This is a genomic window from Roseovarius sp. THAF8, from assembly GCF_009363735.1.
GTDB lineage: Bacteria > Pseudomonadota > Alphaproteobacteria > Rhodobacterales > Rhodobacteraceae > Roseovarius.
Genome location: NZ_CP045410.1, coordinates 3,475,279 through 3,488,029 on the forward strand (window position 1 = coordinate 3,475,279; position 12,751 = coordinate 3,488,029).

Annotated in this window: 12 protein-coding genes; 2 read left to right on the forward strand and 10 right to left on the reverse strand. The window is 63.8% G+C overall.

The window, feature by feature from the left end; all coding sequences use genetic code 11:
* Positions 1–46: 46 nt before the first annotated feature.
* The 8 genes from FIU85_RS16925 to glpD all read right to left on the reverse strand — a co-directional run bounded on the left by FIU85_RS16925 (position 47) and on the right by glpD (position 8,281).
* Positions 47–1,768 (reverse strand): ABC transporter substrate-binding protein, encoded by a 1,722-nt coding sequence (locus FIU85_RS16925; protein ID WP_152497718.1) that lies wholly within the window; start codon positions 1,766–1,768, stop codon positions 47–49.
* A gap of 81 nt (positions 1,769–1,849) precedes the next feature.
* Positions 1,850–2,122 (reverse strand): DUF2160 domain-containing protein, encoded by a 273-nt coding sequence (locus FIU85_RS16930; RefSeq protein WP_152497719.1) that lies wholly within the window; start codon positions 2,120–2,122, stop codon positions 1,850–1,852.
* Complete coding sequence (locus FIU85_RS16935) at positions 2,122–2,583, reverse strand: hypothetical protein (protein WP_152497720.1); 462 nt, start codon at positions 2,581–2,583, stop codon at positions 2,122–2,124. Before FIU85_RS16935 ends, FIU85_RS16930 begins: the two co-directional genes overlap by 1 nt.
* Positions 2,583–3,455, reverse strand: coding sequence for a carbohydrate ABC transporter permease (locus tag FIU85_RS16940; RefSeq protein ID WP_254702932.1), 873 nt, complete (start codon positions 3,453–3,455; stop codon positions 2,583–2,585). Before FIU85_RS16940 ends, FIU85_RS16935 begins: the two co-directional genes overlap by 1 nt.
* Before the next feature lie 4 nt (positions 3,456–3,459).
* Positions 3,460–4,329, reverse strand: a complete 870-nt coding sequence (locus tag FIU85_RS16945; protein WP_103764357.1) for a carbohydrate ABC transporter permease — start codon at positions 4,327–4,329, stop codon at positions 3,460–3,462.
* 154 nt (positions 4,330–4,483) lie between these two features.
* Positions 4,484–5,566, reverse strand: coding sequence for an ABC transporter ATP-binding protein (locus FIU85_RS16950; protein ID WP_152497721.1), 1,083 nt, complete (start codon positions 5,564–5,566; stop codon positions 4,484–4,486).
* A 13-nt stretch (positions 5,567–5,579) separates the two neighbouring features.
* Positions 5,580–6,668 (reverse strand): ABC transporter ATP-binding protein, encoded by a 1,089-nt coding sequence (locus FIU85_RS16955; RefSeq protein ID WP_152497722.1) that lies wholly within the window; start codon positions 6,666–6,668, stop codon positions 5,580–5,582.
* 11 nt (positions 6,669–6,679) lie between these two features.
* Positions 6,680–8,281: a glycerol-3-phosphate dehydrogenase gene (gene glpD, locus FIU85_RS16960; RefSeq protein ID WP_152497723.1), complete on the reverse strand. Its 1,602-nt coding sequence runs from the start codon at positions 8,279–8,281 to the stop codon at positions 6,680–6,682.
* A 249-nt stretch (positions 8,282–8,530) separates the two neighbouring features.
* On the opposite strand from glpD, the gene FIU85_RS16965 reads away from it, so the two are divergent.
* Entirely contained in the window at positions 8,531–9,292 is a 762-nt protein-coding gene (locus FIU85_RS16965; protein WP_152497724.1) for a DeoR/GlpR family DNA-binding transcription regulator, read from the forward strand.
* 271 nt (positions 9,293–9,563) lie between these two features.
* Positions 9,564–10,577: a sensor histidine kinase gene (locus tag FIU85_RS16970; RefSeq protein ID WP_152497725.1), complete on the forward strand. Its 1,014-nt coding sequence runs from the start codon at positions 9,564–9,566 to the stop codon at positions 10,575–10,577.
* A 49-nt stretch (positions 10,578–10,626) separates the two neighbouring features.
* Here FIU85_RS16970 and FIU85_RS16975 read toward each other — a convergent pair whose 3' ends face one another.
* A complete protein-coding gene (locus FIU85_RS16975; RefSeq protein ID WP_152497726.1) occupies positions 10,627–10,872 on the reverse strand; it encodes a MoaD/ThiS family protein in 246 nt (81 codons plus the stop codon).
* Between the two features lie 71 nt (positions 10,873–10,943).
* Positions 10,944–12,683 (reverse strand): calcium-binding protein, encoded by a 1,740-nt coding sequence (locus tag FIU85_RS16980; protein WP_172978909.1) that lies wholly within the window; start codon positions 12,681–12,683, stop codon positions 10,944–10,946.
* Between the last annotated feature and the right edge of the window lie 68 nt (positions 12,684–12,751).

Consider the following 12,751-nt stretch of genomic DNA (forward strand, 5'->3'; position numbering starts at 1 on the left):
TTTTTTCACGGTGTAGGCCGGGGATTTCCCCGGCCCGGGGCCGCCGTTACTGCCAGCTGGCGATCAGCTCGTCATAGGAGACGGTCTTGGGCTCTTCGTCCTCGTTTTCCAGCTTGGGATAGGGCGCGCCTTCCTGGTCGTACCAGTATTGCGGATCTTGTTCCTCGTTCATGACGGGGCCGAGATCGCCCTGCACGCCGGCACGCTCGAGACGTTCCAGCACACGCTCCTGGTCCGCGCAGAGGGCATCGAGCGCCTCTTGCGGGGTCTTGGAGCCCGACATGGCGTCCCCGATGTTCTGCCACCAAAGCTGGGCCAGTTTCGGGTAGTCCGGCACGTTGGTGCCGGTGGGAGACCATGCGGTGCGGGCGGGCGAGCGGTAGAACTCGATCAGGCCGCCGAGTTTATCCGCGCGCTCGGTGAAGTGGTCGCTGTCGATGGTGGACTCGCGGATGAAGGTCAGGCCCACATCCGATTTCTTGACGTCCACGGTTTTCGACGTGACGAACTGGGCGTAAAGCCAGGCCGCCTTGGCGCGGTCGACAGGGGTCGACTGCATCAGCGTCCAGCTGCCTGCGTCCTGGTAGCCGATCTTCTGGCCTTCTTTCCAGTAGACGCCGTGGGGCGAGGGGGCCATGCGCCACTTGGGCGTGCCGTCCTCGTTCATTACCGGCAGGCCGGGTTCGACCGTGGCCGCCGTAAAGGCGGTGTACCAGAACATCTGCTGGGCGATGTTGCCTTGCGCGGGAATGGGCCCGGCCTCGGAGAAGGTCATGCCGGCGGCGGCGGGGGGCGAGTATTTCTGCAGCCACTCGATCGCCTTGGTCACGGCATAGACGGCCGCGGGTGCGTTGGTGGCCCCGCCGCGGGCGACGCAGGAGCCGACGGGCTGGGAATTCTCGTTCACCCGGATGCCCCATTCATCGACCGGCAGGCCGTTTGGTTCGCCCACGTCGCCCATACCTGCCATGGACATCCACGCGTCGGTGTAGCGCCAGCCGAGGCTGGGGTCCTTCTTGCCGTAGTCCATGTTGCCGAAGACCTCGCCCTCGACCCCGAGGTGCGAAAGGTCGCGGCCGGTGAAGAACTCGGCGATGTCCTCGTAGGCCGACCAGTTGACCGGAACGCCAAGCTCGTAGCCGTATTCCTCCTGGAAGTCGGCCTTGTTCTTCTCGTCGTTGAACCAGTCGTAGCGGAACCAGTAGAGGTTCGCGAATTGCTGGTCGGGCAGCTGGTAGAGCTTGCCGTCGGGGCCGGTGGTGAAGGACGTGCCGATGAAGTCGTCGATATCGAGGTTGGGGTTGGTGACGTCCGACCCTTCGCCCTCCATCCAGTCGGTCAGGTTGCGCACCTGCTGATAGCGCCAGTGAGTGCCGATGAGGTCGCTGTCGTTGACGTAGCCGTCATAGATATTCTCGCCCGATTGCATCTGGGTTTGCAGTTTCTCGACCACGTCGCCTTCGCCGATGAGGTCATGGGTGACCTGGATTCCGGTGATGGCACTGAAAGCTGGCGCAAGGACCTGGCTTTCGTATTCGTGGGTGGCGATGGTTTCGGAGACGACCTTGATCTCCATGCCCTCGAAAGGCGCGGCCGCGTCGACGAACCATTGCATCTCGGCTTCCTGCTCTTCCTGGCTGAGCGTGGACATGCCGGCGATTTCGTTCTCGAGGAACTCCATCGCTTCTTCCATGCCGGCCCATGCGGTACTGCCCGTCAGGGCAAATGCCGCGGCCAGCGCGGTGGTTGATTTCAGGTTCAGGTTCATTTGGTTCCTCCCATTGGTCTTTCTGAACTCAGGTTGCGTGTGGCGGCCCGCTGGGGCGGATCGCCGGGGGTTGGCGCGCGTCTAGACCCAGCGGAACACCGCAGCGGCATAGATCGCGCAGACGATCAGCGCGTAGGGCTGGTTTGTGCCCACAAGGCCCAGCCACGCGAGATTGATGAAGGCGCTGCCCAGAAGCGTGATGAAGAGCCGGTCGCCGCGCGTGGTCTCGATGCGCAGGATGCCGGTGCGGGGCGTCTCGGGGAACTTGAGCGCGAGGATCGTGAAGGTTACGAGGAGCAGGGCGATGACGCCGAAGAAGGCGGCGGTGGGCCATGTCCATGCCATCCATGCCATTATTGAGCCTCCTTTTGCTTCGACGGTTTTATTCCTGCTTCTGCCTTCGCTTTATTCCATTCAGCTTTCAGCAATTTGCGTGTCTCGAGCATGAAATTTTGCTCTTCCCCACGAAACCCATCATCTCGGGCTTTTGCCAGCGAGATCAATTTGTTGCCAGCTCGGATTATAGCTTTTTCGCTATCACCTTCTGGGTTGAGATGAAGCTCCAACCGTGCGGATAGCCGGTCTAATTCGTGAGTCCGCTTTGGGTCGATGTTCTCTGCTAATGCCACTTCGGCAGCTGCAACAGAAAAGTCCTCCGCGATTTTCCTCAACTCATCTAACCAAGTAATCCTCTCTTTCGTGATCGCTTCAACTGCTATGCTTTTGTAGGCTGATTGGTTCGCGACAAAGGCCGCCACTACCGAGCTGGAAAGAACGGCGGCTAACACTGTGCCTATGGCTATGATCCATTCCATCACACCCTCCCCAAGGCAAAGCCCTTGGCGATGTAGTTTCGGACGAAATAGATCACCAGCGCGCCGGGCACGATGGTCAGGATGCCGGCGGCGGCGAGCACGCCCCAGTCGATGCCGGCGGCCCCTTGGGTGCGGGTCATGATGGCGGCGATGGGCTTGGCGTCCACCGTCGTCAGCGTGCGGGAGAGCAGCAATTCCACCCAAGAGAACATGAAGCAGAAGAAGGCGGCGACGCCGATGCCCGGCGCGATCAGCGGCATGAAGATCTTCACGAAGAAGCGCGGGAAGGAATAGCCGTCGATATAGGCGGTCTCGTCGATTTCCTTGGGTACGCCGCGCATGAACCCCTCCAGGATCCACACCGCCAGCGGCACGTTGAAGAGGCAATGCGCCAGCGCCACGGCGATGTGGGTGTCGAAGAGGCCCACGGAGCTGTAGAGTTGGAAGAAGGGCAGGGCAAAGACCGCCGGGGGTGCCATGCGGTTGGTGAGCAGCCAGAAGAACAGGTGTTTGTCGCCAAGGAACGTGTAGCGCGAAAAGGCGTAGGCGGCGGGCAGGGCCACAGCGAGCGAGATCACGGTGTTCATCACCACGTAGATGAGCGAATTGATGTAGCCCGAGTACCACGCCGGATCGGTCAGGATGGTGGCGTAGTTTTCCAGCGTCAGGTTGCGGGGCCAGAGCGTGAAGCTGTTGAGGATCTCGGTGTTGGTCTTGAGGCTCATGTTCAGGAGCCAGTAGATCGGCAAGAGCAGGAAGATCAGGTAGAGGCCCATGACGATGGCGCGGGAATTGACGCGCGCGTGGGTGCGGCGGTTGCGGCCGCTAGGGGCGAGCTTGCCGGGGATCCGGTCGGTGGTGGCGTCGGTCATCGGCTTATGTCCCCCGCTTATCGAGATTGACCATGACGGTATAGAACACCCAGGAGATCAGCAGGATCACGAGGAAATACATCAGCGAGAAGGCGGCGGCCGGGCCGAGGTCGAACTGCCCCAGGGCCATCTTGACGAGGTCGATGCTGAGGAAGGTCGTGGTGCTGCCGGGGCCGCCGCCGGTGACGACGAAAGGCTCGGTATAGATCATGAAGCTGTCCATAAAGCGCAGGAGCACCGCGATCATCAGCACGCCCGCCATCTTGGGCAGCTCGATATAGCGGAAGACCTTCCAGCGCGAGGCCTGGTCGATCTTGGCGGCCTGGTAATAGGCGTCGGGGATGGATTGCAGGCCGGCATAGGCCAGAAGCGCCACGAGCGACGTCCAGTGCCAGACGTCCATGACGATGACGGTGACCCAGGCGGCAAAGGGATCCTGCGTGTAGTTGTAGTCGATGCCCAGGGCGGCCAGCGTGTGACCCAGAAGGCCGATGTCGACGCGGCCGAAGATCTGCCAGATGGTGCCGACCACGTTCCACGGGATCAGCAGCGGCAGGGACATCAGCACGAGGCAGATCGAGACCCAGACGCCTTTCTTGGGCATGTTGAGGGCGACGAGGATGCCGAGCGGCACCTCGATGGCGAGGATGATGCCGGAGAACATCAATTGCCGCCCCAAGGCATCCCACATGCGGTCATCTTCGAGCAGTTCGCGGAACCATTCGAGCCCGGCCCAGAAGAATTCGTTGTTCCCGAAGGTGTCCTGCACGGAATAGTTCACCACGGTCATCAGCGGGATGACGGCGGAGAAGGCCACGAGGATCAGCACGGGCAGGACGAGGAACCAGGCCTTTTGATTGGGGGTCTTGTCCATCAGGGGGCCTCGTGGGTTGTGGAGCGGGCGTCATCATCCGGCTTGACCGGATGATCTCTGTGGCGGGAGATCCTCGGGTCGGATCGGAGGATGACGGTGGGAGGGGTGGCTGGGAGGTCCCGGATCAAGTCCGGGACGGGGTTGCGCAGGTTCATCAGGCGGCTCTCCCTTGCGGCGTCACGCGCCAGTCGTTGGCGTAGACGTTGACATGGGCGGGGTCGAAGGCGACGCGGGTGGCGTCGGCGCGCACTTCTTCGGCCTCGTCGGCGATGATGTTGATCGGCGTGCCGAAGCAATCGGCGCGGATGATCTTGTGGCGGCCCACATCCTCGATGCGGCGGATCTTGACGGGCAGGCCCTCGCTGTCGGAGAGGCGGGCGAATTCGGGGCGCACGCCAAGCTCGACGCGGCCTTCAAGGGGGGCGTAGGTGTTGGCGAGGGCGAGTTCGGCGCCGTTGATATAGGCCTGGTTTCCCTCGACTTTCGCGGGGATGACGTTCATGCCGGGCGAGCCGATGAAGTAGCCTACGAAGGTGTGTTCGGGCGTCTTGAACAGGTCCTCGGGCGTGCCGATCTGCACCACGCGTCCGTCATGCATGACCACGACCTTGTCGGCGAAGGTCAGCGCCTCTGTCTGGTCGTGGGTGACGTAGATCATGGTGTGGCCGAACTGTTGATGCAGTTGCTTCAACTGCGTGCGCAGCTCCCACTTCATGTGAGGGTCGATGACGGTCAGCGGCTCGTCGAACAGAAGCGCGTTGACGTCCTCGCGCACCATGCCGCGGCCCAGGCTGATCTTCTGCTTGGCGTCCGCCGTCAGCCCGCGTGCCTTGCGGTTCAGCGTGTCCTCGAGCCCGATCATGGTGGCGATTTCCTGAACGCGCTGGGCGACGTAAGCCTTGTCGGCGCCGCGGTTCATGAGCGGGAAGGCAAGGTTTTCGCGCACGGTCATGGTGTCGTAGACGACCGGGAACTGGAAGACCTGCGCGATGTTGCGCTCGGTCGTGGGAGAATGGGTGACGTCGACGTCATTGAAGAGGATGCGGCCCCGGCTGGGCTGCAACAGCCCCGAGATAATGTTCAGCAGCGTGGTCTTGCCGCAGCCGGACGCGCCCAGAAGGGCATAGGCCTCGCCATCGGTCCAGTCGTGGTTGAGCTCCTTGAGGGCGAAATCGTCCTCGGAGGTGGGGTTGGCGAGGTAGCTGTGTGCCAGGTTGTCGAGCGTGATCTTTGCCATGTTCGTCAGCCCCTCAGGCGGCCAGCGCGTAGGCGGCGGGGGAGACCAGATCGCCGTCTTCGCTGAAAATGTAGATATGGGCCGGGTCGAGATAGACCGGCAGGTCGCGGCCCGGCTGAAGGTCGTGGACGCCGTGGATGACGCCGACCCAGCGGGTGCCCGCGTGGTCGAGATGGATGAAGGTTTCCGAGCCGGTGAGTTCTGTCACGCTGAGCCTGGTCACGAAGCGCATGGCGGCGTCGGTGTGCTGTTCGATTTCCAGATGGTTGGGGCGGAAGCCGGCGGTGTAGCGGCCCTCGGGCAGGTCGGCCATCTTGCCGGTGGCGGGCAGGGACTGGCCCTCGCCGAACATCAGCTTGCCGCCGGTTTTCGAGATCTGCAGGAAGTTCATCGGCGGGTCGGAAAAGACACGCGCGGTGGTGGCATCGGCGGGCTGGCGATAGACCTTCGGCGTGGGGCCGAATTGCGTGACGCGGCCTTCCCAGAGCGTGGCGGTGTGGCCGCCGAGCAAAAGCGCCTCTTCGGGTTCGGTGGTGGCGTAGACGAAGATCGCGCCGGATTCCTCGAAGATGCGGGGAATTTCGATGCGCAACTCCTCCCGCAGCTTGTAGTCGAGATTGGCGAGCGGTTCGTCCAGCAGGACGAGACCGGCGTTCTTGACCAGCGCGCGGGCCAGCGCACAGCGTTGCTGCTGACCACCGGAAAGCTCGAGCGGCTTGCGGTCGAGCATGGGGGTCAGTTGCAGCATCTCGGCGGTGTCGCGCACGGCGCGGTCGATCTCTTCCTTCGGTTTGCCCGACAGGCGCATGGGGCTGGCGATGTTGTCGTAGACGCTCATGGAAGGGTAGTTGATGAATTGCTGGTAGACCATGGCGACGCCGCGATCCTGCACGCGCATACCGGTCACATCCGTACCGTCCCAGAGGATGCGGCCCGTGGTGGGGGCATCAAGCCCCGCCATCAGGCGCATCAGCGTGGTCTTGCCCGCGAGGGTGGGTCCCAGAAGGACGTTCATCGTGCCTTTTTCAAGCGTGAGGTCGGTAGGGTGGATATGCATGTCCGCCCCTACTTTTTTCGACACGTTGTCCAGAACCAGCGTCATCGGTTGCGTCCTTATTCTGCCGCCGCAGCGACGATGCTGTCGCCCTCGGGGTTGGCTTGCATCCATTCCTGCAAGCCCATGATTTCACTGTCCTTCAGGCGCAGGCCCAGCTTGCTGCGGCGCCAGACGATATCCTCGGCGGAGCGGGCGAATTCATGTGTCATCAGCCAGCGCACCTCGCGTTCGGTCAGGGTGGCGCCGAAGGTGCGGCCCAGGTCGGCGGCGGTGGTCGCGTCGCCCAGAAGGGTGCGGGCCTCGGTGCCGTAGGCGCGGAGCAGGCGGTAGGCCCAGGCTTCGGTCAGGAAGGGGTAGTCGGTCTGGAGTTGCGCCGCCATGTCGTCACGGTTCTCGACGGCGAAATCGCCGCCGGGCAGGGCGGCGTCGGCGGTCCAGTCGCCCTTGGCGTTCGGGAAATCTGGGGCCAGTTTGCCCACCGCAGCCTGGGCGAGGCGGCGGTAGGTCGTGATCTTGCCGCCGAAGATGTTCAGCAGCGGCGGGCCGTCACTGTCGAGCTTCAGCACGTAGTCGCGGGTGGCGGCGGTGGCCGACTTGGCGCCGTCGTCATAGAGCGGGCGGACGCCCGAATAGGTCCAGACGATGTCGTCGCGGGTGACGGGCGTGGCGAAATACTCCGAGGCGAAATTGCAGAGGTAGTCCTGCTCGGCGGGGGTGCAGACGGGGCGCGTGCCGGGATCGGGGTGATCGGCGTCGGTGGTGCCGATCAGGGTGAAATCCTGCTCGTAGGGGATGGCGAAGATGATGCGGCCATCGCGGCCCTGGAAGAAATAGCATTTGGGGTGGTCGAAGAGCTTGCGCGTGACGATATGGCTGCCGCGCACGAGGCGGACGCCCTCGCGGCTGTCGATATGGGTGACGTCCGAGATGATGTTGCCGACCCACGGCCCGCCGGCATTCACCAGTGCGCGGGCGCGGCGGGTCAGCAGGGCGCCGGTGGCGGTGTCTTCCAGTTCGATCGTCCACAGATCGCCGTCGCGCCGGGCGGCGGTGACGCGGGTGCGGGTGAGGATTTCGGCGCCGCGAATGGCGGCGTCACGGGCGTTGAGCGAGACGAGGCGGGCATCCTCGACCCAGCAGTCGGAATATTCGAAAGCTTTCTTGAAATGCGGCTTCAACGGCGCGCCTTCGGGCGTGCCATCGAGCGACAGGGAGCGGGCGGCGGGCAGGATCTTGCGGCCCCCGAGGCTGTCGTAAAGAAAGAGACCAAGGCGGATCAGCCACGCCGGACGGCGGCCGCGCATCCAAGGCATGATCCGTTCCAGCAGGCGCGAGGTGGGGGTGCCGCCCTCGAAACGCATGTCGCGGTGATAGGGCAGGACGAAGCGCATGGGCCAGCTGATGTGCGGCATGTTGCGCAAAAGGACCTCGCGTTCGATCAGGGCTTCGCGGACAAGGCGGAATTCGAAGTATTCGAGATAGCGCAGGCCGCCGTGGAAAAGCTTGGTCGAGGCCGAGGAGGTGGCCGAGGCAAGATCGTTCATCTCGGCCAGGGTGACGGACAGGCCGCGCCCGGCGGCGTCGCGGGCGATGCCACAGCCGTTGATTCCACCCCCGATGACGAAAATATCGCTTATATTTTCGGGACTTGGGTGCATCCATCCTCCCCAGATGCCGCCGGAAACCGTGCCCGGTAAATGAGCACGTTCAGGTTGATGGAGTCAAACGCTTCTTTCGTTTTTGTTCGGTTTTTGGAAAATCAAGTTAAGCCAGTGTCTTAGGGTGCATGTGTGCGCCGCCGCATGAACCTTTCTGCGGCTGCGAAATGGTCCCAGGGCCGGGATTTTCCTTTGACATGTGCGAAAATTCCGCGAAAACGAAAAAACCCGAAACTTTGGTTCAGGCGCATGTCACAGACTTTTCGTCATCCCGAGATCCTCGAGATCGCCCGCAACGAGGGCAAGGTCACGGTCGAAGGCCTTGCCGAGCGGTTCGGCGTGACGGTGCAGACCATCCGGCGCGACCTGACGGACCTGGCCGAGGCCGGGCGGCTGGAGCGCGTGCATGGCGGCGCGGTGATGCCGTCGGGTGTGTCCAATATCGGCTACGAGGAACGGCGCGGCCTGAACGAGGTCGCCAAGCAGGCGATGGCGCAGGTCTGCGCGCGGGAGATCCCGGACGGTGCGTCGGTTTTCCTGAATATCGGGACTTCCACCGAGGCGGTGGCGCGCGCGCTTCTGAGCCACCGTGACCTGATGGTGATCACGAATAATATCAATGTTGCCAATATATTGGTGGCCAATACGGATTGCGAGATCGTGGTGGCGGGGGGCGTGTTGCGGCGTTCGGACGGGGGGCTTATCGGCAACCTGACGACGCGGGTGATCGAGCAGTTCAAGTTCGATTATGCCGTCATCGGCTGTTCGGCGCTGGACGATGATGGCGACCTTCTGGATTTCGACGTTCAGGAGGTTCACGTGAGCCAGTCGATCATCGCGCGGGCGCGTCGGACCTTCCTGGTGGCGGACCATTCGAAGTTTCACCGCATGGCGCCGGCGCGGATCGGATCGCTGGCAGAGGTCGACATGTTCTTCACCGACCGGCCGGTGCCCGTGCCCGTGGCGGAGCGGTTGAAGGAGTGGGAAACGGTCTGCCGCGTCTGCGGATAAGGCGTTTTCGCGTTGGGTTCGTTTCGAAAGTCCGGGAGGCGGCGTGGGGTTTGACCCACCTTGCGCAGCGTGCCGGGTCGTGTTGAATGAGGCGAAACGGCGGGACGCGCGCGGGAGGTCCCCGAAAGCGCGCCCGTGACGGCATGTGCGGCATCGCGCCGGACTTGCCCCGGGAGCCGACGGGCGGCAAGATTTTGCCGGAGAATGAAAATGTGCGGTGCGTTTAAACTGTGACATTGACGGCCCCCTGTAGCGCCCCGAAACACATGCCATGACGAGAGCCTTAGAGACCCCGCTGAACATCCCCCTGACATCCGACGACATGGAACTTGGCTTGAGGGTCGCCCGGGTCGGTTTGGGAAAGGTGGATTACCGCGCCGACACGCTGCGCTGCGACTCGCTGGCGGCGGAATTCTTCGGGCTGGATGCGGGCGTCGAGGTGCCGCGGTCGGAGTTGCACGCGCGGATTCATCCCGACGACTGGCCGCAGGTGCAGGAGGGGCTGGAATGCCTTTTGTCGCCGGAGAATCCGTTGCAGGTGCTGGACATGACGCACCGCATCCTGGTGCCGGACGTGCCGCTGCGCTGGGTCAACGCGCGCAAGCAGGTGACCTATGATGCCGAAGGTCTGCCGGTGGAGGGGGTCTTCGCCATGGTCGACATCACCGCGCAGGAGATGGCCGAGCGCCGGGCGCAATTCCTGATCGGCGAGCTTGGGCACCGGGCGAAGAACCTGATCACGGTGGTGTCGGGAATCGTGCGGCAGCTGGCGCGGCATTCGCCGCCCGAGGAGATCGCCGACCGCCTGCTGGCGCGGCTGGCCGCGCTGGGCCGCAACCAGGAAGCGATGATGCACGATGCCGGGAGCCGGTTCGGCCTGCGCGAGATCTTCACCGAGCAGGTAAGGCCCTTTTCGGGGGCGGCGCGCGAGCGGATAGTGCTGGACGGGCCGGACCTGATGATTTCCAGCAATGCGGCGCAGATCCTGGGCATGGTGACCCACGAATTGGCGACCAACGCGGCGAAATACGGAGCGCTGTCGGAAGAGGGCGGGCGTGTCGTGGTGACCTGGACTGTGACCGGGGACGAAAACCCGGAATTTGCGCTGGAATGGGGCGAGCGTGGCGGGCCCAAGGTGACCGGAACCAAGACGGCGGGCTTTGGCACGCAGGTGCTGACCAAGCTGACCGAGGGGGCGCTGGGGGCCAGGACCGAGGTGACGTTCGACACCGAGGGGCTGGTCTTTCGCCTGCGCGCGCCGCTGTCGGCGCTGTCGCGAGACTAGAGCGGGTGCGGTTCGGCGCTGCTTGGGTACATGCCGCTGTGGAAACGGGTCAGCCGCCCTTGAGGCGCGCCAGCAGCACGACCTCGCTGTCGGGCCGGATGGGCTGGAACCAGTTGTCGTTGTAGACGCGTCCGTCGATGGAGACCGACACGCCTCGGTCGAGCTGGGGTTTCAGGCCGGGGTATTTCTGCGCCAGCCCGTCGAGCAGTTGGCGCAGGTTTTCCGCCTCGACCTCGACCTCGCGGGCGTCGTCGGTGAACCGGGCGAGCGAACCCCATATCGTGACTTGTACCATGAGGGGTATCTTGGGGCCGGAAGGTCCCGGGTCAAGCCCGGGACGGGGGGTGGGGCGCCATTCGGTGGAAGTCAGATGAACTCGATGTAGCTGTCGCTCCAGGTGGAGGCCCCGCCTTCGATGGAGAGCAGGCCGGCGTCGCCTTCGAATTCGATATGGACGCTGGTGCCGACGATGGTCGAGGTGAATCCGACCGGATCGTCCTGGAACGTGTCGATCAGGATGCGGTCGTGCGCGGCGTCGAAGCTGCGGATGACGTCGGTGCCGAAATCGCCGCCGTGGGTGAAGACGAACTCGTCGGCCTCGCCGCGGCGTCCGATCAGCCAGTCGTCGCCGGTGCCGCCGTTCATGCGGGTCGTGCCGCCAAGGGTGAGGTCCTCGCCCAGGCGGGCGTCGATCGTATCGTTGCCGGCGCCGCCATCCACGAGGTTGTTGCCGCCCCAGACATAGATCCTGTCGTCGCCGTCGCCGCCATAGATGATGTCGAGCGAGGCTTGGGCGCTTTTCGTGCTGCCGCTGTCGCGGTCGCCGCCCTGGATGATGTCGGCCCCGGCACCTCCGAAGACGAGGTTGTTGCCGCCCTCGATGTAGATGAAATCCTCGCCGTCGCCGCCCTGGACGATGTCGTCGTTGAAGCCGGTGGAATAGTACGTGTCGTCGCCGCCGCCTAGATCGGTTTCGGTCGGGGAGGGGGGCAGGTCCGGATCCGGGGAAATGTACAATGTGCTGAGCCAGACGAAATCGTCCCCGTCGCCTGAGTGGACCGTGTCGCTGCCGTTGGTCGAGCGGATGTAGTCGTTTCCGTCGCCCGATGTCACCAGGTCGTTGCCCGCGCCGGAATGGATGGTGTTGTCGCCGTCTCCGGCAAAGATCCTGTCATCCAGCGTGGGACGGTACCGGCTGAGCCCTTCCAAAAAGCCATCGGGCGGATCGGTGGCGTGGATCAGGTCGTCGCCAAGGCCGCCATAGATCACGTCCTGGCCCGAGCCGGAATAGATCGTGTCGTTGCCGGTGCCGCCATCGGCGGTGTCATTGCCCGAGCCGGTATAGATATAGTCGTTGCCCGCCCCGCCATAGGCAACATCGTCATAGCCGTAGAGGCCGTCGCCGGGATTGGGGCCTTCGCCGCCGATGATCCAGTCGTCGCCGGAGCCGCCGTCGAGCGTGTCGTTGCCGTAACCGCCGTGGAGGAAATCGTTATCCCTGCCGCCGAGTAGCCGGTCGTTGCCGTCGCCGCCGAATATATTGTCGTCGCCGCTGTTGCCGTGCAACTCGTCGCTGCCGTCGTCACCGGAAAGGTGGTCGTTCCCGGATCCGCCCTTGATGGTGTCGCGGCTGTCGCCGCCATGCACGGTGTCATTGCCGTCGCCGCCGAGGATGAAATCGAAGCCGGTCCCGCCCTCGATGCTGTCATGGCCGCCGCCGGCCTCGATGCGGTCGCTGCCTGCGCCGCCGAAAATGGTGTCGGCCCCGGCCGCGCCGATGATCTTGTCCCGGCCGGTGCCACCGTCGATGAAATCGCCGTCGTCGCCGGCGAAGATGAGGTCCTCGCCGGCGCCGCCGAAGAGCACGTTGGAGCCGACATCGGCGCCGCCGGGAAGACCGCCGTAGATGACGTCGTCGCCATCCCCGCCATCGACGATATCGGAGCCATAGCCGCCGAGAATGGTGTCCTCGCCGTCCATGCCGAGCAGGTAGTCGTTTCCGTCATTTCCGAAGAGGTAGTCGTCGCCGCCGAAGGCATAGACGGTGTCGTCGCCTTTGCCAAAGCCGAGCAGATCGTCGAATCCGGTGAGGTAATGCGTTGGCATCGGGTCGTCTCCCATTTCCTTCAACAAGTGTTGGGAGTGGGTCGGCGATGCGTGGGGGCGGGTTCAAT

Bases quoted from the DNA above. Each gene is read 5' to 3' on its own strand.
- FIU85_RS16955 (WP_152497722.1), bottom strand. From the start codon at position 6,668: ATGACGCTGGTTCTGGACAACGTGTCGAAAAAAGTAGGGGCGGACATG.
- FIU85_RS16930 (WP_152497719.1), bottom strand. From the start codon at position 2,122: ATGGCATGGATGGCATGGACATGGCCCACCGCCGCCTTCTTCGGCGTC.
- FIU85_RS16935 (WP_152497720.1), bottom strand. From the start codon at position 2,583: ATGGAATGGATCATAGCCATAGGCACAGTGTTAGCCGCCGTTCTTTCC.
- glpD (WP_152497723.1), bottom strand. From the start codon at position 8,281: ATGCACCCAAGTCCCGAAAATATAAGCGATATTTTCGTCATCGGGGGT.
- FIU85_RS16925 (WP_152497718.1), bottom strand. From the start codon at position 1,768: ATGAACCTGAACCTGAAATCAACCACCGCGCTGGCCGCGGCATTTGCC.
- FIU85_RS16950 (WP_152497721.1), bottom strand. From the start codon at position 5,566: ATGGCAAAGATCACGCTCGACAACCTGGCACACAGCTACCTCGCCAAC.
- FIU85_RS16980 (WP_172978909.1), bottom strand. From the start codon at position 12,683: ATGCCAACGCATTACCTCACCGGATTCGACGATCTGCTCGGCTTTGGC.
- FIU85_RS16970 (WP_152497725.1), top strand. From the start codon at position 9,564: ATGACGAGAGCCTTAGAGACCCCGCTGAACATCCCCCTGACATCCGAC.
- FIU85_RS16945 (WP_103764357.1), bottom strand. From the start codon at position 4,329: ATGGACAAGACCCCCAATCAAAAGGCCTGGTTCCTCGTCCTGCCCGTG.
- FIU85_RS16975 (WP_152497726.1), bottom strand. From the start codon at position 10,872: ATGGTACAAGTCACGATATGGGGTTCGCTCGCCCGGTTCACCGACGAC.
- FIU85_RS16965 (WP_152497724.1), top strand. From the start codon at position 8,531: ATGTCACAGACTTTTCGTCATCCCGAGATCCTCGAGATCGCCCGCAAC.
- FIU85_RS16940 (WP_254702932.1), bottom strand. From the start codon at position 3,455: ATGACCGACGCCACCACCGACCGGATCCCCGGCAAGCTCGCCCCTAGC.